A 21,265-nucleotide genomic window follows, 5' to 3' on the forward strand; every position below is an offset into this window, starting at 1 on the left:
TTTCTTGCGCTGGTCGGGCCGAACCCAGGTTCGGCCTTTTTTTATTCTTGATAGACGCAATTTCACATGCACCTTGATGACGCACTGTATATCGGTTTGATGTCGGGCACCAGTCTCGATGGGGTCGACGGCGTGTTGCTGCGCTTGCCAGAACATGCCACTGGCGAGCTTGAAATTCTGGCCAGTAGGCATTTGCCTTTCGATGCCGCGCTGCATGCGGCAGCACTGCAATTGCAGCAGCCAGGGCCGAATGAAATCGAACGCGAAGCCGAGCTGGCCAATGCCATCGCGCGCATCTATGCCGATTGCACGGCGGCTTTGCTGCAGCAGCATCCGGCGCAGAATGTGCGTGCCATTGGCGCGCATGGGCAAACGATACGGCACCGGCCGGAAGCCGGGTTTACCCGTCAGAGTTTGAATGCGGCTTTGCTGGCGGAATTGAGCGGCATCGATGTCGTGGCCGATTTTCGCAGCCGCGATGTCGCCGCCGGCGGCCAAGGCGCACCCTTGGTACCGGCCTTTCACCGCGCTTTGTTCGGTGCGCCGGGCGCATGCCGGGTGGTGGCGAACATCGGTGGCATTGCCAATGTCAGTGTGCTGGCCGCCGACGGCAGTACCAGCGGTTATGACACCGGGCCTGGCAATGTGCTCATGGATTACTGGATTGCTCAGCAGCGCGGCGAACCTTACGATGCCGACGGTGCTTGGGCCGCGCAAGGCCAGATTTGTGCCGGTCTGTTGGCGCGCATGTTAACTGAACCCTACCTGCAACTGGCCGCACCGAAAAGCACCGGGCGTGATTTATTTCATGGCGCTTGGTTGCAGCAGCATTTACTGCATTGGCCTGCGGTGGCGGCCGTTGATGTGCAGGCGACCCTGTGCGCCTTGACCGCGCACAGCCTGGCTGCCGCTATCAGTAAGGAAGTCAGCGCCGTGTATGTGTGCGGCGGCGGTGCTTATAATACCTGCTTGATGACGATGCTGGCACAGGCCATCCAAGACCAAGGCGGGCGCGCCAGCTTACACAGCACGGCGGCTTTGGACATGGATCCGGAGCAGGTGGAAGCGTGCGCCTTCGCATGGTTGGCGCAGCAATTTTTTCAGCGCGAGCCGGGAAATCTGCCGGCAGTGACCGGTGCGCGCGGCGGGCGTGTCCTCGGTGCTTTATATCCACGCTAATCTCCACGCAGTTGCCGACACCGGCACCTGCCAACTCCACTGGGATTGATCAACGATGAGTCACAACTTACTTTCTCCGCGCCGACAATTGGCGGCAAATGGTCCGGATTTTTCTCGTATTGTGCTCGGTTTATGGCGCCTGGCTGATTGGAATATGACGCCGCAGCAGCGCGTTACTTTTCTCGAAGAGGCGCTGGCGCTGGGGATCACGACGATCGATCAAGCCGATATTTACGGTGACTACCAAAGTGAAACCTTGCTGGGTCAGGCCGTGCAACTGGCACCATCCTTACGTCAGCGTTTGCAGTTCGTCAGCAAATGCGGCATCAAATTGGTGTCGTCGGCGCGGCCGGCACATAGCCTGCAGCATTACGATACCAGCCGCGCGCATCTCATCGCCAGCGCCGAACATTCACTGCACGCCATGCAGATAGAGCAGCTCGACCTGCTGCTGATCCACCGGCCCGATCCCTTGATGGATGCCGATGAAATCGCTGCCGCCTTCAGTCATTTGCAAGACAGTGGCAAGGTGCGGCATTTCGGGGTGTCGAATTTCACGCCGGCGCAATTCGACTTGCTGGCAGCACGTTTTCCCTTGGTGACGAATCAGCTTGAATTATCGCTCATGCATTTGCAGCCGCTGCATGATGGCAGCCTCGATCTGTGTCAGCGCTTGCGTTGTGCGCCGATGATTTGGTCGGCACTCGGTGGTGGTGCCTTATTCGCTGAGCCAGCCACTCCCGCGGTTCTGCGGGTGCGCAGTGTCTTGGAACGTCTGGCCACCGAGTATGCGGTGTCGGTGACGACGGTGGCCTTATCATGGATCTTGCGCCATCCTTCACAGCCCTTGGTATTGACCGGTTCCGGTCGGGTTGCCGCTTTGCGTGATGCGGTACGCGCTTGTGATCTGGAACTGACACGCGAGCAATGGTTTGCACTCTGGAGCGCGGCGGCCGGTAAATCGGTCGATTGATTTTCAGAAAATTCCTACCACAAATTCATTCCTAGGTTGGCGCAGGCTGTTTAAAATCAGTTTTCATACTGATGAAAAAACGGTGTTTCTCTATCATGCGCAAACTGACTGTTTCTCTGTATTCGCCAAAGCGGCTGGTGGCCGCCGCACTGTATTGCGCCGGCGGTCTACCGGCGTATGCCAGTGAGCTCACGCTGTATGGCGTCATCGATGTCGCCATGCGTTATGATAGCAAGGCGCAGCGCAGCGAGCTCGGTAGTGGCCAAATTCAAGGCAGTCATTGGGGGCTGCGCGGGCGCGATGGCTTAGGGACTGACAGCAGCTTGATCTTCGCACTCGAGGCCGGGTTTAACCCCGATGACGGCCGCAGCGGCCAGCAATCGCGCCTGTTCGGCAGTCAGGCTTGGCTTGGTGTCGAAGGCCCGGCCGGCAGCTTGCGCCTTGGTCGCCAGTATGGCGTCATGTTCGATGCCATGTCGGCCATCGATCCATATGGCATAGCCAACGGCGATGCGATTTCCTGGCAGTACAATTTGTTCGGCTTGCGGTTTGATAATACGCTCAAATACCAGCAGACACTGGCGAACTGGCAAGTCTCCGTTGCCTATAGTTTTTCTGAACAAGCTGCGAACAGCCGCGCCGGCCGAACGCTAGGACTCAGTCTGGCACGCGATTTCGGCGGCGTGCTGGCTTATGCTGCCTGGCAGAAAAGTGCCGATCTGGATGGCCGCAGCGCCAGTGCCGCCATGCTCGGCGCGACCGCCGAGTATCGTGCAGTCAAATTGTGGGCCGGGTATTTGCAACTGCGGCGTGAGCAGGGTTTCCTGCAGTGCAGCGCGGTCGTTACGCCAGGTTCAGTGGCGGCTCCTTGCCATGCAGAGCCACTTGCCAATGCCAGTTTTGCAGCGGGTTTCGCCAGCGGCGCTGCCGTCACAAACTACCTGCAGTTCGCACTCAGTTATCGGCTGCAGCCGCAGCTCGAAGTGGTGGCTGCTTTCATGGAAGACCGCACGGCGGTGGCCGGCAGCGAAGGCCGATTCGGGCGGCGCAGTCGCTATCTGATGCTCGATTACGCCTTATCTTTACGCACCGATTTGTATGCGGCCATCGATCATAGCCGGCTCGACACGGCCGGCTTGGAGCACCCGGCTTATGAGGCGCAAAACGATGGGGCCAAGGGCTACCATATTGGCTTGCGCCACCGCTTCTGACGCGCATTGTTTGACCGCGCCGCGCTTGCCTAATAGTGCAGAGTGCGTTTGTTGGTGGGCGCGCTGTCGCGTACCACCAAGCTGACTGGCAAGACTTGTTGTTGCGGCGTATCTCCATGGTTTTGCAACAGTAAGCGCACGCCACTGGCACCGAGTTTTTCTTTATCGATACGTATCGTGGTCAACGGTGGATGGGCGAGTGCGGCGGCGGCGATATCGTCGCAACCGACGATGGCGATGTCGTTTGGAATGCGGATGCCGGCATCGATGCAGCAGCGCATTGCAATCAGTGCGCAACTATCGTTGTAGCAAACTATCGCATCCGGGCGTGGCAGCAGCGTCAGCAGGTGGTGCACCGCCTCGGCCACTGCTTGTTCCAGATCGATGATGTGCGGCAGGACGATTTCGAGCTCGGGGTCGGCCAATAAGCGCGCTTCAAACAGCGCTTTGCGAAAGCCGCGGGCGCGTTCGCCGACGCTGTAGTGTGCCGGCGAACCCGATAACCAAGCGATGCGACGCCGTCCGCTGGCCAGCAAATGGCGGGTCGCCAAGTAACCGGCCATCTGGTTATCGGGATTGACAGAATCAAAGCCTTGCACGCAGGTGTCGATCAAGGCTATCGGTTTTTGCGTAGCGCGCAGCAATGATAATAACTCGGTTTCAAAATAGCCGGCACACAGTATGGCATCGGTGCCGTGGCGTTGAATTTGCTCAAGTACCGGATCGGCCGGGCCGATCGCCATGAAGGAAGGCACAATGCCGTAATGTCGACAAATTTCTTCTACGCCGTGCAGCATGGGTGAAAAAAACGGGCTGCTCGCCAAGGTATTATGTTGCCTATGCAAGAGAAAGCTCAAGCGTCTGATTTTGCGTGGCTTGAGTTTGCCAAAATCGTAGTTCAGTTCATGTGCGATGCCGACGATAAGGCGGCGGGTTTGCTCGGTTAATCCGGTTTGATTTTTCAGTGCGCGTGAGACCGTGCCGATGGAAATTCCAGCCGCTTTGGCAATGTCGCGCACGGTGGTGGCTGCCTCGTGCCCAGCTTCATGCTTAGTCATGTCGTACATACCGGTTCGGTTGACGCGCAGCGAGTCGGTATGCCAGCTTGACCGGACCGAGCTGGTACGGCCGCAGCCTCAGGTCGTTGATGAGCGGAAGAAAATACCCAAAGCTGAACATACATTGCTCCAATCGAGTCATTACTAAGAGGTTGTTTTTTATCGGTTTTCGGCTCGATTTATATCTGTCTGAAAAAGGCAAGTCAATCAAATGCCATACTGTGCAGATAGTTTATTGTGTTTAGTAAAATGCATTACAACTGACGGCTGGCAAGCTGGTCGGACGTAGGGGGATAGGGGAGGTGACGCTAAGTCATCAGTCAGTGAACAATGGCTGGCTTATCGGACAAATCCGTGTAAATTTTTTATAAAACTAGGATTAATTTTAATAATGTATTGTTTTCTATCTGATATAGATGCATTTCAGCATTTAATTGGCCTAGTCTTTTTTTGCGTCAGTGTGTCATTTATGCCGCATGCGCAGCGGCAAATTGATTCGGCAGATCCTGTGTTGTTTTTGCCTTTTTGCCGGTATTTCTCTCGATAATCGCCATTAGCTGGTATACAATTATTGCAACATTTTAATCTACGCTGCCTGAGCCCGTACTTGCGCAGATGTGGTGGCGTTGCCGGTATTCGGGGTTTGGCCTACCCTGTGTGAGTGCTGAAGGAAACGATGCCGTGAATGTTTTCCCCTTGTCCCGCCGCCTCTTTTTGCGTGCTCTCAGTCCCACTGCGGCAAGCTCGCAATGGCGTGAAAGTATACTTTCTTCCATTTTGTTATACGTGCTCGTGCTCGGCACACTGGCAGCCATTCCCAGCATACTGTTGGCCTTCAGCGAACGCTTGTGGTCGCTCATTGCAGTCGATCTGCTGGCGCTGGCGTGGGTGGCAGCGACGCTGATTTCGGCGACCCTGAGCTTTCGGGCACGCGCCTGGCGCTTCCTGATTCTGGTTTATTTGCTCGGCATTTACTTCCTCCTCAAGGTCGGGGTAACCGGTTTGATTTACCTGTTGGCGTTTCCCGTCATGGTGGCATTTTTTTGCCGCTTGCGTGAAGCCGTCGCGGCCCTGTGTTTAGCCGTGGCGACGTTGCTCGTGATCGGCTATTTCGATATGGCTAACATCGGCGATATCGGTGTGCACGAGACGGCGTTTCGCCATTGGCTGATCGTTATCATCAATTTTTCCTTGGTTTGTGCAGTGTTATCGATTTCTTGTGGCGTTTTGTTGCGGCGACTCGAAATCTCGCTCAATCATCAACAATTGATCAGCCAATCGCTGCTCGATGGGCAGGCATCGCTGCGTGTGGCCAATGAAGACTTGCGTCTGACTGTAGCCGCAGTAGCGCGACTGACCGATATTGTCGTCATCATCGAAAACGATGCACCGATGTATCCCGTTGGCAATGCTTCCGGGGCTACCCCGCATTTGTGTATCGTCTTCGTCAATGAAGCATTTGAACGCCAAACCGGGTACTTGCGCAGCGAAGTACTCGGGCGCATGCCGCACTTTTTGAGTGGACCCGAAACGCAAATAGCCGAGCTTGACAGACTGCGTGCCGCCCTCGTCGCGCTCGCGCCGGTGCATCTGGAACTGATCGTGTATACCCGCGTCGGCCAGGCATTTTGGTTGGAGGCCGATCTGGTTCCGCTGGCCAATGAGCGCGGCGAATTCACCCATTGGGTGGCAACCGGGCGCGATATCAGTGAACGTAAAACAGCCGAAGCCGATATTCACCGCTTGGCGTATTTTGATTTCTTGACCGGTTTGCCGAATCGTCGTTTGCTGTTGGACCGGCTGGGAATGATACTGGCCAGTGCGCGCCGCAGTGGCCAAGTCAGCGCAGTGTTGTTCATTGATCTCGATAATTTTAAGATGATCAATGATGCACGCGGCCATGCGGTCGGTGATGCTTTGCTGCAGCAAGTCACGCAACGTTTGTTGGCTTCGTTGCGCGAGAATGATACGGTGGCGCGTATCGGCGGCGATGAGTTCGTGGTCTTGCTGGCCGATATTTCACACGAGGTGCAACATGGCGCGCAGATCGCCTTGCATGTGGCGGAAAAAATTCGTGTATCGATGAGCGAGTTATTTGATGTGCGCGAATTTTTGTATGCCGTCACCTGCAGCATAGGCGTGACCTTGCTGCCGCATGAAGAGCAGAGTGCCGACGATGTGCTGCGCGAAGCTGACACCGCCATGTATCGCGCCAAGGCCGGTGGTCGCAACCAGATTGCTTTCTATGAAGCCGGCATGCAGCTGGAGATTGAACAGCGCTTGACGATGGAGCGCGAACTCGGCCAAGCCTTGGGCAAACAAGAGCTGCAAATGTATATGCAGGCACAGGTAGATAGCCGTGGCCATCCGGTTGGCGCTGAATTGTTGATGCGCTGGCATCATCCTCTACGCGGTATGGTGTCGCCGGCCGTATTCATTCCGCTGGCCGAAGAGTCCGGTCTCATTATCGAGTTGGGCGATTGGGTCTTGCGCGAGGCCTGTCGCAGCGTGTTGGCACTGACGGCGGCCGGTTGGCAGATACCGGTCTCGCTCAATGTCAGTCCCAAGCAATTTCGACAAATCGATTTTGTTGACAAGGTCAGACGCATGCTGGCCGATAGCGGTGCCGATCCACATCGCTTGATCTTCGAGGTTACCGAAGGATTATTGATCGATAATTTGAGTGAAACCATCGCGCGCATGCGAGAGCTGACCCAGCTTGGCATTCGTTTTTCCATCGATGATTTCGGCACCGGTTATTCGAGTTTTTCTTATCTGAAAAAATTGCCTTTGTATGAATTGAAAATAGACCGCAGTTTTGTCCGTGACATTCTCGATGACCAAAGCGGTATGGCAATCGTCCAATCGATTTTATCGATGGCCGAGCACCTCGGCTTACGTGTGGTGGCGGAGGGAGTGGAAACGGTGCAGCAAGCGGAATTTTTGATTGCCAACGGTTGCGCTTCGCTGCAAGGGTTTTTGTACTCTCAACCTATGCCGATGGCATTGTGGATAGAGCAACAAGCACTGCGGAGCGTACTGATTTGAACTACGCGATGTCGCCGGTGTTTGTGCCGGCAATGCCTTATCATCCTTATGGTGTTTGGCGATGGCGGCGAACAACGCGCTGGCCGCAGCGGTAAGTCAGCATCAGACTGCGGCTGTTAAGGCGTGGTCTGAAACGTCGCCTGCATCCAGTCGATGAAAATCTGTACTTCGGGACGCAGGCTCGGCTGTGCTTCGTGCACCAGATGGTAGGCGTGCGGCGGCGTGGCCAGTTGGGTATCGAACAGCCGAACGACTTCGCCGCGTTCTATCAATTCTTGGGCAAAATGCTGGCGCGTCAAACCGACACCATGGCCGTGCTTGACTGCTTCGAGCAACAAACCCAGATCATCGATGCGTAAGCCGTGAGTCGGTTCGGCCCAGTCGAGTGCCGCGACTTCAAACCAAGGCTGCCACGGCTCGAGCGCGGAACGCAGCAGGCGCGCGTGGCGCAGGTCGGCCGGCAGCTTGATCGGTGCGATCGATTTCAAATATGCCGGGCTGGCAACGGCGAAACTCGGTTCGACGAATAATTTTTTAGTCACCAAATTCGGGTATTCACCGGCACCGAAACGCACTTCCACATCGCTTTCCGATAAGCTCAGATCATACAACGGCACGAACAGATAGACTTCGATTTCGATATCGGGATAGCGGCGCGCAAAGTCGGCCAGGTGCGGCATGAACATATAGCGTGCAAAGGTAGGCGGGACGGTCACCTTGACGCGCATCTGATGCTGCGGCACTTTATTGGGCAGCGGGAAATCTGCCAAGGCGCGCAAGGCATTTCTCACCACATCGAGATAGCGTCGGCCGAATTCGGTCAAGGCCACGCTGCGGCCCTCGCGCACGAACACGCGTTCGCACAGATGTTCTTCTAACAAGCGTATGCGATGTGATAAGGCCGATGGCGTGATGCAAAGCTCTTCGGCCGCGACGGCAAACGAGCCGAAGCGGGCCGCTGCTTCAAAAGCGGAAAGTGCGTGAACCGGGGGTAATCTGGTGGCCATTCTGTATCCTGATGTGGGTTCGGCCGGGGCAAAACCATGCGCTGTATAAGTATGCCGACTATTATGATGCGTTGCGGCGGTTTTTGGCTTATGCTCAGCGACTTCTCATCAAATTATCTACATTATGGGCAATCGACTCTCAAAAATTGCAACACGGACCGGCGACGCCGGCACCACCGGCCTGGGCGACGGCAGTCGCGTCGACAAAGATGGCTTGCGCGTGCACGCCATGGGCGATGTCGATGAACTCAATTCGCACATCGGTGTGCTGTTGTGTGAATCCTTACCGGAACAATTGACACATGAATTAATGTCGATACAGCACGACTTGTTCGATATGGGGGGCGAGTTGTGCATACCCGGTTATACCCTCATCACCGAAGCGCAAGTCATACGGCTCGATGGTTTACTGGAAAAATACAATGCCGATTTGCCGCCGCTGCAGGATTTCATTCTGCCTGGCGGTTCGCGCGCGGCCGCTATCGCCCATGTCTGCCGTACCGTATGTCGCCGTGCCGAACGCGCCCTCGTTACTTTGGGTAAAAGCGAAAACGTGGCAGAGCATCCGCGTCAGTATATGAACCGCTTGTCGGATTTATTGTTTGTTTTGTCGCGCGTGCTCAATCGTTTCAACGGCGGCAATGATGTCTTGTGGGAGCACGGGCGCGCACGTTGAGCGCGCGATTTCAGCGTTGACCGTGGCGTTCCAGCAGGCGCGCCAAGGCGGCGCGCAGCGCTTGGTTTCGGCTGCTGTCTTCGATGTTGCTGGCCAGCTTGCCCAGCGCTTGCAAGGCGATGCCGGAGAGCGCCAATTGCTTCGGTGGTGGGGGTTTGTCAACCATGCGGCTGACTTGTACTTTGATACGGATTGCGTTAATCTGCCAACCACGCTCTTGTAAGTTGCTCTGTAATTTAGGGCATTGTTGCTTGAGCTTGGTTGCCAGCGCGGCATTGGCGGCCGACAGAGTCAGCAAGCCTTCACTGAGCTGCATGATTTCGCAGCTGTCAAAAATAGCCGGTAGCAGCGCCGCACAATCTTTTTGCAAAGATGAGTTGCGCTGTATGGTAGGCAGCAGCGGCGAAATCGAGGCGTTGCTGCGTAAAAAGTCAACCGCACCATGTACGATTTTCGGCGTATGGCTGCGGCGAATATTGATGGTTTGCGTCGTGCCGGAAAGTCGGTAGCGGTCGGCTGCAGCGACTTGGCTGCCCCGCGGCTTGGCGCGATAAGAAGGAGGTGCAGATGTTGACATGGCCTATACCTTACCACAAACTGATTGCGTCGGCCCCGGCTGGCGTGACTGAGGATTAGTATCGATGCAAATCATTGTCATGCATGCGCGGTTTACCCAAGCCAAATCGGTGACTTTGTCGTCGCATCATCTGCTGTTGGCTGTGCTGGCTTTTCTGGTGCTGATGGTGGTAAGCGGCGCACTGATGGCAGCCTTGACCTTACGCTTGGCCAGTGCCGATGTGCCGGGCGTGCGGATGTTGCTGCCGCAAGCAAGTATGCTGAGCGGCGATGCGAATCAAAAAGACCGCTACCTGAAAGAAAATCTGGCGGCGATGGCCGTGAAACTCGGCGAAATGCAGGCGCAACTGATGCGTCTCGATGCTCTCGGCGAACGGGTGCAAGGCTTGGCCGGCGTTAAGCCGGAAGAATTCAATTTCAAAGAATTACCACCACGCGGTGGCCCGGAAATGTCCTCCGACACTTCGCATGCGCTCAATATGTCGGAGTTTCAGGCCGCCTTGGATGCGTTGCAGAAAGATGTAGAATCGCGCTCTGACTACATGAATGTGGTGGAAACCAATTTGATGGGTTTCAAAATCCAATCGAAATTATTGCCGACCGTGCAGCCGGTGAATGTCACCTACAATGCCTCCGGTTTCGGTTGGCGGCTCGATCCCTTTACCGGTCGCAGTGCCTTTCATGAGGGCATAGACTTTCCAGCTCCGACTGGTACGGCCATCGTGGCAGCGGCCGGTGGCGTGGTGGTAGCGGCCGAATTTCATCCGCAATTTGGCAATATGCTGGAAATCGATCACGGCGGTGACCTCATTACCCGCTATGCCCATACCTCGAAAATCTACGTCAAGCTCGGCGATATCGTTAAACGCGGCCAACATGTCGCCGATATCGGTTCGACCGGACGCTCCACCGGCTCGCATCTGCATTTTGAGGTGCGCATCAAAGACGTGCCGCAAAATCCCAATAAATTCCTCTCTGCCGGCGCGAACCAAGCGAAATTGTATGCATTGAGTCAAAAATAGCTTGAATTTGTGCATTAAGACACCAATTGCTGCAGTGTAGTCGGGTTTACATCGGTGTTTTTCCTGATCTGGACAGCGCAGCATGGTAAAATCGAGAGCTATCCCATAAGTTGCTGTGCAAGCAAGTTTTTGCCGCGGCGTTTTTCAGAATTTAACTTACCGTTCATAGCATGTCATTCCTGACCAAGATATTCGGCAGCCGTAATCAACGGCTCTTGAAGCAATACCAAAAGACGGTGCGTGACATCAACGCATTGGAACCCCAGCTGGAAGCCCTGTCGGATCAGGCTTTGCAGGCCAAAACGGCGGAATTCAAAGCGCGCGTAGCGGCCGGTGCCAGCCTCGACAGCCTGTTGCCGGAAGCGTTTGCGGTGTGTCGCGAGGCCAGTAAACGGGTGCTCAAGATGCGTCATTTCGATGTGCAGATGATAGGCGGCATGGTTTTGCATTTCGGTAAAATTGCTGAAATGGGTACCGGCGAAGGCAAGACCCTGATGGGAACGCTGCCGATTTACCTCAATGCCTTGTCGGGTGAGGGCGTGCATGTGGTTACGGTCAATGATTATTTGGCACAGCGCGATGCGGAGTGGATGGGGCAGCTCTACAGTTGGTTGGGGCTCACGACCGGTATTAATTTGTCGCAACTCGATCACGATGCCAAGCAGCTCGCTTACGGTTCCGACGTTACCTACGGCACCAATAATGAATTCGGTTTCGATTATTTGCGCGACAACATGGTGTTTGAAGCCAAAGACCGAGTACAACGTCGTCTCAATTTTGCCGTGGTCGATGAAGTCGATTCCATCCTCATCGATGAAGCGCGTACGCCGCTGATCATTTCCGGCCAAGCCGAAAATCATACTGAACTGTATTACAAAATCAATGAAGTACCGAAGCTGCTGACTCTGCAGATCGGTGAAGAAACCGCCGACGGCAGCGGAAAAGTAGACGTGCCCGGTGACTACACCAAAGATGAGAAAGCCCATCAAGTCTTGTTGACCGAAGCCGGTCATGACAAGGCCGAGCGCATACTGACGGAAATGGGTTTGCTACCGGAAGGCGCATCGCTCTACGATGCCGCCAATATCACGCTGATCCATCATCTGTATGCGGCGCTGCGCGCGCATGCTTTGTATTTCAAAGATCAGCATTATGTGGTGTTGGATGAGGAAATCGTCATCGTCGATGAATTTACCGGCCGCATGATGACCGGACGCCGTTGGTCGGATGGCTTGCATCAAGCGGTAGAAGCCAAAGAAGGCGTGCGCATTCAGAATGAAAATCAGACGCTGGCGTCGATTACCTTCCAAAATTATTTCCGCATGTATACGCGCTTGTCGGGCATGACCGGCACGGCCGATACCGAAGCGTATGAATTCCAAGAAATTTACGGCTTGGAAACCGTGGTCATTCCACCGAATCGGCCATCGCGTCGCCTCGATCGTCAAGATCAAGTCTACAAATCGGCGCAGGAAAAATACGGTGCCATGCTCAAGGATATACAAGATTGCTACGAGCGCGGTCAGCCGGTCTTGGTCGGTACTACCTCGATAGAAAATTCAGAATTACTGTCGGGCATCTTGAGTGAGGCGAAACTGCCGCATAATGTCTTGAATGCCAAGCAGCATCAGCGTGAAGCTGAAATCATTGCCCAAGCCGGCCGGCCGCAAGCTATTACCATCGCCACCAATATGGCTGGTCGTGGTACCGATATCGTGCTCGGCGGGAATGTCGCCAAGCAAGTGCAACTGATCGAAGCCAATCCTGCTTTGGCTGCTGCCGACAAGGCGACGCAATCGCAAACCTTGCGCGACGAATGGAAGTCGCTCAATGAGCATGTGGTGGCGGCCGGCGGTTTGCATATCATCGGTACGGAACGGCATGAATCACGCCGCGTCGACAACCAGTTGCGTGGTCGTTCGGGTCGTCAGGGTGATCCTGGCTCCAGCCGTTTCTATCTGTCGCTCGACGATCAATTGCTGCGCATTTTTGCCGGTGACCGCGTACGCGCGATCATGGAACGCTTGAAAATGCCGGAAGGCGAACCGATCGAAGCCGGCATCGTCTCGCGCTCTATCGAATCGGCGCAGCGCAAGGTGGAAGCACGTAACTTTGATATTCGTAAGCAATTGCTGGAATATGATGATGTTGCCAATGATCAACGCAAAGTGATTTATCAGCAGCGCAATGAATTGCTCGAAGCGCATGACATGACCGAGTTGATGACTTCCTTGCGTCACGGTATGTTCGCCGATCTGGTACACGCCCATGTACCACCGGAATCGGTGGAAGAACAGTGGGATGTGGCCGGTCTGGAAAATGTCTTGGCCAATGAGTGGGCGATCGACTTGCCATTGACGAAAATGTTGGCTGACGAAGCCAGCTTGAGCGGTGAAGACATACTCGAACGCGTGCTTGCTGTCGTCAATGAAGCGTATGAAGCGAAACTGAGCTTGGTCGGCAAAGAATCGTTTGCCGGTTTTGAGCGCAGCATCATGTTGACCGAGATTGACAGCCATTGGCGCGAACATTTGGCCGCGCTTGATCATCTGCGTCAGGGTATACATTTGCGCGGTTATGCGCAGAAAAACCCGAAACAGGAATACAAGCGTGAAGCCTTCGAATTGTTTGCACAAATGCTGACGATGATCAAAAACCAAGTGGTGCGTACGGTCGTGACAGTCAGAATACAGTCACGCGCTGAAATCGACGCCGCCGAACTGCAATTGGCGCAATCGCAGGTAGAGAATGTGCATTATCAACATGCTGATTTTGATGCCGATGCCACGCCCGAAGACATGCTGGCACCACAAGCTTTCAATGGCATCGAAGCACCCGAAGGCAGCTATGCCTTGAAAGTCGGGCGTAACGATGTCTGTCCTTGCGGCAGCGGTAAGAAATTCAAGCAGTGCCACGGCAAGCTGGCGTAAGCGCGTAGTTTGGTAAAAAAAGAGGCAGCTGCGGCTGTAATGCCGTTCAGTCTTAACTGAACGGCATTACTCATAAAGAGGGGAATTCAATGAAAAAATCGGGAAACTTGACAAGTTTCTCGATTTTTTTGAAATGCTATAAAAATTTTTGCAGAATAGCTGTCCGGGTGAGTGAAGTTTGAATTGATCTGCGCTTCCCTAAATGGATCGTCGCAAGCGACGATGGAAAAGACTCTGGATTATGACTATAGAAACCATCGGCGTAAGCACGATCGACGACACCGCAACGGATGCTGCTGTGCTGCGCGAAAAGCTGGTCGATGCCCTGACGCAGGGCTACCAAGTTGCGTTCGACCCCGACGAAGCCGAGCGCGCCGGTGCCTTCGTCGAAGATGCGTTGACCGAGCTGGACGCCGCAGAAAGCTGCGAGGATCTGGCGGAGGTCTGGGAAGAGCCGGCATTTTTAGACGACGACGGCCCGAGCGCCGACATCCCCCCTTTCATCACCATAAGCAATGCGCGTGAACTGTACGATCTTCGTCCGGGCGAAACTGTGTCCGAGGCTATTGCTCGGCGGGACGCCAAGGGGGCGTAAGCGATGTCAGTGAGCGAAGCAGTAGCCCGAGTTATCACGCGGCGGTTTGCCCGCTACCACTGAGGCGCACTTTATGACACATCCGATGACGAAATACGTGACTTTGGGCAATTGATGTACTGCTTTAGGGTGGACGGCGAGGTATAGCGCTGCCAAAATCTGTCCTCGCTCAAGCGATTTTCGCTTCGATTCCCTAAGTCCGACAGACTCCCGGATGAATTTTTGACACATTTATCGTTGATCATTTGGCGTGCGACAAAGCCCGCACGAGCATTAAGTGGCGCTGCTATTAATGGACTATAATAAAAGCCATCAGGAAGTTAAAGGTAGACGATTATGAAACTCAAAGTCCGCAGCAACTTGGGCAGGTTCAGTTCCCCGACAGTATTGAGGGGCGATGCCCCGTTTCTCGGCGCGACCGTTGAGGAATGGGATAAAGCGATTACTGGTAACATGGACCAGACCCTTGCCCAAGTCAAACTACTCGCAATGGGTAACGGTCCCAAGCGAGATGCTTCCAAGGCCACCTCGTTCGATCTGGCGAGTTTCGCCGGAAAACGTTTGGCCAACGCCAAATAATTTTCCTTCCTCTTACTTGAAAACGCGGTATTGACCGCGTTTTTTATATGTCCGACGAAAAAAAAGACAATACGCTCGATCTGCATGTGGTGGTGTTTGCCGGCCCGAACGGGTCTGGGAAGACCTCGTTGATCGACGAAATCAAGCAGACCGGTCTGGCCACCATACGAGGCGTCTACCCTCTTCCTGCCTACTTTATTAACCCTGATCAAGTGGCCAAGGATCTGCCGGGTGACTATCCCAACCAGAACGCCAGGGATGAGGCCGCGCAGAGAGCCGCCATGCGCATCCGCGCCGAGGCGACGGCGAGTAAGTTGCCTTTCGCCTTTGAGACCGTGATGTCACACCCATCGCGTATCAACGAAATGCTGATACTCAAAGAGCAAGACTACCGCCTGTTCCTGACCTTTATCACCACGGACAATCCGGAAAAGAACGTAGAACGGGTGACGCAGCGCTATGAAACGGGAACCACCACGGGGCACTACGTCGCGCCTGACAAGGTGCGCGAACGCTACCACCGCACGCTTGCGCTGCTCCCTCGCGCGGCCGAAATTGCCGATGCGGTCTACATCTACGATAATTCCGCCGATTTCGAGAAGCCCAAGTTGCAGGCCGTCATTGAGCGCGACGCGCAGTTCTCGGTCTCACCCGACGCGAAGGATTGGGTCATTCAGCGCCTGGTCCATCCGCTACAGCAGCGCGAGCGGGAATTAGGCCAACTGATCGCCACGCTTGAGAAGCACGGTCACCAGGTTGGCGACGCGGACGAGCTCAACGGGACCTATCAGGGTGCGGTTCTATTAAAGACTAGCTACTATCTGGCCCAGCTGGACGACTCAACCAAACAGGCCGTAATCCACGACCGGCTCATGCTAGACACCGGAAACAAAGGTGTCGACAACGCGCCGCCGACGTACAGTGAAAAAGAAAACCTGACGATCCAGTATTCGCAGGCGAATGCCCCACGAGTCGAACGCCACGGGAAAAGGCTTGATGTTAATCTTGATAGACGCGCGGACTGATAATGCTCAGGATTTTTTGTCTTGGTATGAAAATGAAGATCTGCATCCAGAATTAATTATCATTTTACCGGGGCGTCAGGGGCGGCTCATACAAGCCAAATTTTTTGAAAAGCTTTTCGATGTGATTGAGCCTTTGTCGGACATCATTAATAAACTCGTTGATGTCGACATTAAGGAAGCGCAGATTTAATCCAAGCGGTTTGTCCGCTGCCACTGAGGCGCACTGCTGTGTTGCCTTACGCTGTCAATAGTCGACTATTGACAGCGTAAGGCGCCTTGCATTGCATCCTCATTGGCAACGGCCAATTCCACTGCGATTAAATCTGCGCTTCCTTAACGGTGCAAAAAAATCCGAAATTTTTTTCCTATGCTTGTAAGAAAATCCTTGCCGCCAGCGACAGATGCATAAGTTCTGCCACTCGGCGCTGAAATGCCAAGGCAGCACTTATCCCTTTTACTGTCCTTCCCTTACTTTCGGAGATCATCATGAAAAAAACTATCCAAACCGGTGCCCTTATCGCTGCTGCTGCCGCTGCCATGGCCTTGTCCGGCGGCGCCTTTGCGGCCACGACTACAGCCGCCATGGCGGACACCGTGCATTGTGCCGGCATCAACAGCTGCAAAGGCACGAGCGACTGCAAAACCGCAGAAAACGCTTGCAAAGGTCAGAATGTATGTAAAGGCCACGGTTTCTTGGCAACAACTGCAGCCGATTGCCAAGCCAAAGGCGGCAAGATCATCGACGCTAAATAAGTATTGTTTCAGCTATCCCGGCATCAGGATTGTGAATGGTGCCGGGCATCACGGAATTCACCACTATGCGCGCTCCTCTTTCCCCCAGCCCTGGCTATGGCCTCGGTCTGCGTACCGATCACTACCATGCGATGCTGGCCGATAAGCCGGCACTCGATTGGCTGGAAATTCTGTCAGAAAATTATATGGTACCGGGCGGTAAGCCGCTGGCCATGCTCGAGGCGATTCGGGCCGATTATCCTATGGTCATGCATGGCGTATCGATGAATATCGGCGCGGCCGCCGGCCCTGATCTGGCGTACTTGCAGTCGTTACAAGAATTGATCACGCGGGTAGAGCCGCTCTGGGTATCCGATCATTTGTGTTGGACCGGCGCACATGGAAAAAATATGCATGACTTACTGCCACTGCCTTACACCGAAGAGAGCATCGCCATCGTGGTCGACAATATTGGTCGCGTGCAAGATGTACTCAAGCGTCAGTTGGTGTTGGAAAATGTGTCGAGTTATTTATCCTACAGTCACGACAGCATGCCGGAATGGGAATTCGTCGCAGCGGTGGCCGAGCGTTCCGACAGCCTGATTTTGCTGGACGTGAATAATGTCTATGTCAGCAGCGTCAATCACGGCTTTGCCGCCAGTACTTATCTGGCTGCCATGCCAGTGCAAAGGGTGCGCCAGATTCATTTGGCCGGGCACAGCAATCATGGCCACTACATTATCGATACCCACGATCAAGCGGTGGCCGAACCGGTGTGGGATTTGTATGCTGAGGCGGTACAGCGCTTCGGCGCGGTCGCCACCATGATAGAACGTGATGATGCGATCCCACCCTTGGCCGACTTGTTGGCTGAGTTGGATTATGCGCGCGCCGTGGCGGCGCGGGTACAAGCACAGAGTCCGACGCGACAGCAGGTGGCGGCATGAGTTCCTTAGCGCAAATTCAAAGTGATATGCAAGAATATTTGCTTGGCACTTTGCCGGCCAGCGCACTGTTACCCTGTATTGCGCCCGGCACCGGCTTAACGGGAACGGAACGTTTATCGATCTATCACAGCAGTTACCGGGCGCGTTTGCAAGAAGCCTTGTCGCAAGCCTTTCAAAAAACGCATAGCTATCTCGGCGATGCCATGTTCTATGCGGCCGCCACGGCTTATATCGAGGCTTACCCGTCGCAGCAGGCGAATTTACGTTGGTTCGGCGCGCATTTTGGCACGTTTCTGAATCTGCATCTGCCGGCACATCCACAAGTGGCCGAACTGGCGCAGTTCGAGTGGAGTTTGGGCTTGGCCTTTGATGCCGCCGATGCCGCGCCACTGGCGCTGACGGCGCTGGCCACGGTTACCGATTGGGAAACGGCTGGATTTGCCATCACGACGAGTTTGCTGTTTCTGACGTTGCACAGTAATTGCATCGCCATTTGGCATGCGCTGGATAAGGACCGCACACCACCGCCGCCGCATACGCTGCCGGTGGCTAGCACGCTGATGCTGTGGCGGCGGCAATTGCAGCCGCATTTTCGTACCGTCGTCAGTGCCGAGGCAGCGGCTTTGCAACAATTACGTGAAGGGCAAAGTTTTGCCAGCATCTGCGAACGGATAGTCGAGGCGTATCCTGAGGCGGAAATCGCTAGCTGGTTGCAAATTTGGCTAGCTGAAGAATTATTGACGGCGATCGTGTCCTAAGCCCTGTCGACGGCGCGCTGCGAGAATGATTGGTCGCGCGCTGTTTTTGCTACATCGCAGTGCAATAAATTGTCTTACAATGGCGGCTTGATTTCACTGCAAGGAAACTTGATCATGGCCGTTAATTCACCTCTCCCCATCGCTGCTGATTTGAAGCCGGTCGCCGGTATTCGGCTCGGCCATGCCGAAGCCGGTATTCGTAAAGCGCATCGCAAAGATTTACTGGTCATCGAATTGGCTGCCACCGCTACGGTGGCCGGCGTGTTTACCACCAACCGCTTTTGCGCCGCCCCTGTACAGGTGTGCAAGGCCCATCTCGATGGCTTGCACATGGCATCCGCGCCGATACGCGCCTTGGTGATCAACACCGGCAATGCCAATGCCGGCACCGGCGACGCTGGCTTGGCTGCGGCCAATGCCACTTGCGCCGCCTTGGCGGAATTGCTGCATTGTGAAGCCTCGCAGATCTTGCCATTTTCAACCGGCGTGATTCTCGAACCTTTGCCGGTCGATCGCCTGATTGCCGGTTTGCCGCAGGCATTATCGAATTTGCAGGAAGATAATTGGTTTTTGGCCGCCGAAGCGATCATGACCACTGATACCCAAGCCAAAGCAGCTTCGGCCACGGTCGTCATCGATGGCAAAACGGTGCAAATGACCGGGATGAGCAAAGGGGCTGGCATGATCAAGCCGAATATGGCTACCATGCTCGGCTATCTGGCGCTCGATGCCAAAATCACACAGCCAGTACTCGACCATTTGGTGAAACAAGCGGCCGATCAATCCTTCAATTGCATCACCATCGATGGCGATACCTCGACCAATGATTCCTTCATGCTCATCGCCACCGGTGCCGGCGCCGTCGAGATCAGCGACATCGACAGCCCCGAGTACGCCTTGCTGGCGCAAGCAGTGAGCGATCTGGCACAAAAGCTGGCGCACATGATTATCCGTGATGGTGAAGGTGCGACCAAGTTCATCTCGATTATCGTCGAAGAAGGCAACACGCGCGAAGAGTGCCGCAAGATCGCCTATTCGATCGCTCATTCACCGCTGGTGAAAACCGCTTTTTTCGCCTCCGATCCGAATCTCGGGCGTATTTTAGCCGCCATCGGTTATGCCGGTGTCGATGACCTTGATGTCAGCAAACTTAATCTTTATCTCGATGAGGTGTGGGTCGCTAAAAATGGCGGCCGTAACCCCGATTACCGCGAAGAAGATGGTCAGCGCGTGATGCAGCAAAGCGAAATCACGGTGCGCGTCAAGCTCGGTCGTGGCAAGGTCGCGGCCACTGTGTGGACTTGCGATCTCTCACATGAGTATGTGACGATTAACGCCGATTACCGGTCCTGAGCGAGGTATTGCATGACTGAACTGGCTCATTTTTTGTTGCGTGCCGAACAGCTGCTGGCACGGGTAGAACGCTTGTTGCCGGCAGCCATGCCGACCCCTGATTGGGAGCTCGGTCACGCTTTTCGCTGGCGCAAGCGCGGTGGCATAGGATATTTGCAAGTGGTGCGACATGCCAGTGTGATTGCGCTGACAGATTTGCACAATATCGAACAGCAGAAAGCACAGATCACGCAAAATACCGCGCAATTCGTGACTGGGCGGCCGGCCAATAATGTGTTGCTGACCGGCGCACGTGGCACCGGCAAGTCCTCGCTGATCAAAGCTTGCCTGCAGCAATTTGCCGCCCAGGGCTTGCGTTTGATTGAGGTCGATAAGGCCGATCTGGCCGATTTGCCGGATATGGTCGATCTGGTGGCCGAGCGTCCTGAACGGTTCATTATTTTTTGTGACGATTTGTCGTTTGAAGAGGGCGAGGCCGGCTACAAGGCGCTGAAGGTAGCGCTCGATGGTAGTATCGCCGCCACCTCGGACAATGTTTTGATTTACGCCACCTCGAACCGCCGTCATCTGTTGCCGGAAAAAATGTCGGATAATGCCAGTTATCGCCATGGCGATGACGGTGATTTGCATCCCGGTGAAACCGTCGAGGAAAAAATTTCCCTGTCGGAACGTTTCGGCTTGTGGGTGTCGTTCTATCCATTCAAGCAAGACGATTATCTGGACATCGTCGCGCATTGGCTGGCACATTTCGGCTGCGACAGTGCGCAGATCAGCGCTGCCCGTGCCGACGCCTTGCGTTGGGCCTTGCAACGTGGCTCGCGCTCGGGTCGCGTGGCTTGGCAATTCGCGCGTGACCATGCCGGTAAGTTTGATGTCTGAGCCTAAGTCTGCACCTCGCTCCGCTGGTGTGCCGCAAGATGTCGCGGTCGGCGTACTCATGCGTGCCAATGGCGATGTACTGTTGGCGCAACGTCCAGAGGGCAAACCGTATGCCGGCTACTGGGAATTTCCCGGTGGCAAAGTGGAAGCGGGCGAGAGTATTTTTGCTGCTTTGCAACGCGAATTTGTCGAAGAGCTCGGCATTGCCATCATCAGCGCCGAAGCCTGGTGTTGTGTCGAGCATGTGTATCCGCATGCCCATGTGCGCCTGCATTTTTATCTCAGCCGCGAGTGGCAAGGGCAAGCGCAGAGCTTGGAAAATCAAGCCTTTGCTTGGCAAGGCAGCGTAGGATTAACGCCCTTACTACCGGCTACCATCCCCTTACTCGATTGGCTTGCTTTATTGCAAAGCGATGCCGCTTTGGCGTACGCAGCACAGCGCAGCGCTACTACTTAATCACCACTCCCTTTTTTTTGCACCATTTATGCCCGGTTGACCACTGTCAACCGGGCATTTTTCTATGTCTGTTTATTACAACTTTGTTGGCATTAGGCTGCAGAGTCTGGTATTTTTCGGGCTGAGATGTAATTGCCTTGAATCAAAATCATCAGCTGTATTAAAAATAATACGGCGTATGAATTTTGATACACTGTCTGAATTTACATACGCACACAGGGAAAGTCCTGCAAAGGAGTGTCCAAATCGATGTGCGGTGT

At 54.7% G+C, this 21,265-nt stretch carries 20 protein-coding genes; 17 read left to right on the forward strand and 3 right to left on the reverse strand.

What is annotated here, in order from left to right; translation table 11 throughout:
• Positions 1 to 66: 66 nt before the first annotated feature.
• From QN359_RS06125 to QN359_RS06135, 3 genes are all read left to right on the forward strand, one after another.
• Positions 67 to 1,179 (forward strand): anhydro-N-acetylmuramic acid kinase, encoded by a 1,113-nt coding sequence (locus QN359_RS06125; RefSeq protein ID WP_322250735.1) that lies wholly within the window; start codon positions 67 to 69, stop codon positions 1,177 to 1,179.
• A 55-nt stretch (positions 1,180 to 1,234) separates the two neighbouring features.
• Positions 1,235 to 2,152 carry an aldo/keto reductase gene (locus tag QN359_RS06130; RefSeq protein ID WP_322250736.1) on the forward strand — a complete coding sequence of 306 codons (918 nt, stop codon included), beginning with the start codon at positions 1,235 to 1,237 and terminating at the stop codon, positions 2,150 to 2,152.
• Between the two features lie 95 nt (positions 2,153 to 2,247).
• Entirely contained in the window at positions 2,248 to 3,363 is a 1,116-nt protein-coding gene (locus QN359_RS06135; protein ID WP_322250737.1) for a porin, read from the forward strand.
• A gap of 29 nt (positions 3,364 to 3,392) precedes the next feature.
• Here the strand turns inward: QN359_RS06135 and QN359_RS06140 are convergent, their stop codons facing one another.
• Positions 3,393 to 4,421: a LacI family DNA-binding transcriptional regulator gene (locus QN359_RS06140; protein WP_322250738.1), complete on the reverse strand. Its 1,029-nt coding sequence runs from the start codon at positions 4,419 to 4,421 to the stop codon at positions 3,393 to 3,395.
• A 786-nt stretch (positions 4,422 to 5,207) separates the two neighbouring features.
• Between QN359_RS06140 and QN359_RS06145 the strand changes: the two genes are divergently transcribed.
• Positions 5,208 to 7,469: a putative bifunctional diguanylate cyclase/phosphodiesterase gene (locus tag QN359_RS06145; RefSeq protein ID WP_322251073.1), complete on the forward strand. Its 2,262-nt coding sequence runs from the start codon at positions 5,208 to 5,210 to the stop codon at positions 7,467 to 7,469.
• A 116-nt stretch (positions 7,470 to 7,585) separates the two neighbouring features.
• Here QN359_RS06145 and QN359_RS06150 read toward each other — a convergent pair whose 3' ends face one another.
• A complete protein-coding gene (locus QN359_RS06150) occupies positions 7,586 to 8,476 on the reverse strand; it encodes a LysR substrate-binding domain-containing protein (protein WP_322250739.1) in 891 nt (296 codons plus the stop codon).
• 124 nt (positions 8,477 to 8,600) lie between these two features.
• Here QN359_RS06150 and QN359_RS06155 point away from each other — a divergent pair, with 124 nt between their 5' ends.
• The gene (locus tag QN359_RS06155; RefSeq protein WP_322250740.1) at positions 8,601 to 9,152 is read left to right on the forward strand and encodes a cob(I)yrinic acid a,c-diamide adenosyltransferase; all 552 of its coding nucleotides are present in this window, start codon (positions 8,601 to 8,603) and stop codon (positions 9,150 to 9,152) included.
• Positions 9,153 to 9,162: 10 nt separating this feature from the next.
• On the opposite strand, the gene QN359_RS06160 is transcribed toward QN359_RS06155, so the two are convergent.
• Entirely contained in the window at positions 9,163 to 9,729 is a 567-nt protein-coding gene (locus QN359_RS06160) for a DciA family protein (RefSeq protein ID WP_322250741.1), read from the reverse strand.
• A gap of 64 nt (positions 9,730 to 9,793) precedes the next feature.
• Here QN359_RS06160 and QN359_RS06165 point away from each other — a divergent pair, with 64 nt between their 5' ends.
• The 12 genes from QN359_RS06165 to QN359_RS06220 all read left to right on the forward strand — a co-directional run bounded on the left by QN359_RS06165 (position 9,794) and on the right by QN359_RS06220 (position 21,005).
• Positions 9,794 to 10,750: a M23 family metallopeptidase gene (locus QN359_RS06165; RefSeq protein ID WP_322250742.1), complete on the forward strand. Its 957-nt coding sequence runs from the start codon at positions 9,794 to 9,796 to the stop codon at positions 10,748 to 10,750.
• 170 nt (positions 10,751 to 10,920) lie between these two features.
• Complete coding sequence (secA, locus tag QN359_RS06170; protein ID WP_322250743.1) at positions 10,921 to 13,680, forward strand: preprotein translocase subunit SecA; 2,760 nt, start codon at positions 10,921 to 10,923, stop codon at positions 13,678 to 13,680.
• Positions 13,681 to 13,921: 241 nt separating this feature from the next.
• Complete coding sequence (locus QN359_RS06175; RefSeq protein WP_322250744.1) at positions 13,922 to 14,275, forward strand: conjugal transfer protein TraD; 354 nt, start codon at positions 13,922 to 13,924, stop codon at positions 14,273 to 14,275.
• Between the two features lie 336 nt (positions 14,276 to 14,611).
• Positions 14,612 to 14,854, forward strand: a complete 243-nt coding sequence (locus tag QN359_RS06180; RefSeq protein WP_322250745.1) for a hypothetical protein — start codon at positions 14,612 to 14,614, stop codon at positions 14,852 to 14,854.
• A gap of 47 nt (positions 14,855 to 14,901) precedes the next feature.
• On the forward strand, positions 14,902 to 15,879 hold the full coding sequence (locus QN359_RS06185) for a zeta toxin family protein (protein WP_322250746.1): 978 nt from the start codon (positions 14,902 to 14,904) through the stop codon (positions 15,877 to 15,879).
• Positions 15,851 to 16,069, forward strand: coding sequence for a hypothetical protein (locus tag QN359_RS06190; RefSeq protein WP_322250747.1), 219 nt, complete (start codon positions 15,851 to 15,853; stop codon positions 16,067 to 16,069). Before QN359_RS06185 ends, QN359_RS06190 begins: the two co-directional genes overlap by 29 nt.
• Before the next feature lie 296 nt (positions 16,070 to 16,365).
• The gene (locus QN359_RS06195; protein WP_322250748.1) at positions 16,366 to 16,632 is read left to right on the forward strand and encodes a hypothetical protein; all 267 of its coding nucleotides are present in this window, start codon (positions 16,366 to 16,368) and stop codon (positions 16,630 to 16,632) included.
• A 65-nt stretch (positions 16,633 to 16,697) separates the two neighbouring features.
• Positions 16,698 to 17,558, forward strand: coding sequence for a DUF692 domain-containing protein (locus QN359_RS06200; protein WP_322250749.1), 861 nt, complete (start codon positions 16,698 to 16,700; stop codon positions 17,556 to 17,558).
• Complete coding sequence (locus tag QN359_RS06205) at positions 17,555 to 18,316, forward strand: DNA-binding domain-containing protein (protein WP_322250750.1); 762 nt, start codon at positions 17,555 to 17,557, stop codon at positions 18,314 to 18,316. The genes QN359_RS06200 and QN359_RS06205 overlap by 4 nt, the downstream gene beginning before the upstream one ends.
• Positions 18,317 to 18,430: 114 nt before the next feature.
• The gene (argJ, locus tag QN359_RS06210) at positions 18,431 to 19,669 is read left to right on the forward strand and encodes a bifunctional glutamate N-acetyltransferase/amino-acid acetyltransferase ArgJ (RefSeq protein WP_322250751.1); all 1,239 of its coding nucleotides are present in this window, start codon (positions 18,431 to 18,433) and stop codon (positions 19,667 to 19,669) included.
• 12 nt (positions 19,670 to 19,681) lie between these two features.
• On the forward strand, positions 19,682 to 20,548 hold the full coding sequence (locus QN359_RS06215) for an ATP-binding protein (RefSeq protein ID WP_322250752.1): 867 nt from the start codon (positions 19,682 to 19,684) through the stop codon (positions 20,546 to 20,548).
• Complete coding sequence (locus tag QN359_RS06220; protein ID WP_322250753.1) at positions 20,541 to 21,005, forward strand: (deoxy)nucleoside triphosphate pyrophosphohydrolase; 465 nt, start codon at positions 20,541 to 20,543, stop codon at positions 21,003 to 21,005. The genes QN359_RS06215 and QN359_RS06220 overlap by 8 nt, the downstream gene beginning before the upstream one ends.
• Positions 21,006 to 21,265: the final 260 nt, after the last annotated feature.

Source organism: Undibacterium sp. 5I2, assembly GCF_035019605.1.
Taxonomy (GTDB): domain Bacteria; phylum Pseudomonadota; class Gammaproteobacteria; order Burkholderiales; family Burkholderiaceae_D; genus Undibacterium.

Excerpts from the sequence above, each read along its gene's own strand:
- QN359_RS06135 (WP_322250737.1), top strand. The coding sequence starts at position 2,248 with ATGCGCAAACTGACTGTTTCTCTGTATTCGCCAAAGCGGCTGGTGGCC.
- QN359_RS06185 (WP_322250746.1), top strand. The coding sequence starts at position 14,902 with ATGTCCGACGAAAAAAAAGACAATACGCTCGATCTGCATGTGGTGGTG.
- QN359_RS06190 (WP_322250747.1), top strand. The coding sequence starts at position 15,851 with ATGTTAATCTTGATAGACGCGCGGACTGATAATGCTCAGGATTTTTTG.
- QN359_RS06150 (WP_322250739.1), bottom strand. The coding sequence starts at position 8,476 with ATGGCCACCAGATTACCCCCGGTTCACGCACTTTCCGCTTTTGAAGCA.
- QN359_RS06205 (WP_322250750.1), top strand. The coding sequence starts at position 17,555 with ATGAGTTCCTTAGCGCAAATTCAAAGTGATATGCAAGAATATTTGCTT.
- QN359_RS06175 (WP_322250744.1), top strand. The coding sequence starts at position 13,922 with ATGACTATAGAAACCATCGGCGTAAGCACGATCGACGACACCGCAACG.
- QN359_RS06160 (WP_322250741.1), bottom strand. The coding sequence starts at position 9,729 with ATGTCAACATCTGCACCTCCTTCTTATCGCGCCAAGCCGCGGGGCAGC.
- QN359_RS06180 (WP_322250745.1), top strand. The coding sequence starts at position 14,612 with ATGAAACTCAAAGTCCGCAGCAACTTGGGCAGGTTCAGTTCCCCGACA.
- QN359_RS06220 (WP_322250753.1), top strand. The coding sequence starts at position 20,541 with ATGTCTGAGCCTAAGTCTGCACCTCGCTCCGCTGGTGTGCCGCAAGAT.
- QN359_RS06215 (WP_322250752.1), top strand. The coding sequence starts at position 19,682 with ATGACTGAACTGGCTCATTTTTTGTTGCGTGCCGAACAGCTGCTGGCA.
- QN359_RS06200 (WP_322250749.1), top strand. The coding sequence starts at position 16,698 with ATGCGCGCTCCTCTTTCCCCCAGCCCTGGCTATGGCCTCGGTCTGCGT.
- argJ (WP_322250751.1), top strand. The coding sequence starts at position 18,431 with ATGGCCGTTAATTCACCTCTCCCCATCGCTGCTGATTTGAAGCCGGTC.
- QN359_RS06165 (WP_322250742.1), top strand. The coding sequence starts at position 9,794 with ATGCAAATCATTGTCATGCATGCGCGGTTTACCCAAGCCAAATCGGTG.
- secA (WP_322250743.1), top strand. The coding sequence starts at position 10,921 with ATGTCATTCCTGACCAAGATATTCGGCAGCCGTAATCAACGGCTCTTG.
- QN359_RS06155 (WP_322250740.1), top strand. The coding sequence starts at position 8,601 with ATGGGCAATCGACTCTCAAAAATTGCAACACGGACCGGCGACGCCGGC.
- QN359_RS06140 (WP_322250738.1), bottom strand. The coding sequence starts at position 4,421 with ATGACTAAGCATGAAGCTGGGCACGAGGCAGCCACCACCGTGCGCGAC.
- QN359_RS06130 (WP_322250736.1), top strand. The coding sequence starts at position 1,235 with ATGAGTCACAACTTACTTTCTCCGCGCCGACAATTGGCGGCAAATGGT.
- QN359_RS06125 (WP_322250735.1), top strand. The coding sequence starts at position 67 with ATGCACCTTGATGACGCACTGTATATCGGTTTGATGTCGGGCACCAGT.
- QN359_RS06195 (WP_322250748.1), top strand. The coding sequence starts at position 16,366 with ATGAAAAAAACTATCCAAACCGGTGCCCTTATCGCTGCTGCTGCCGCT.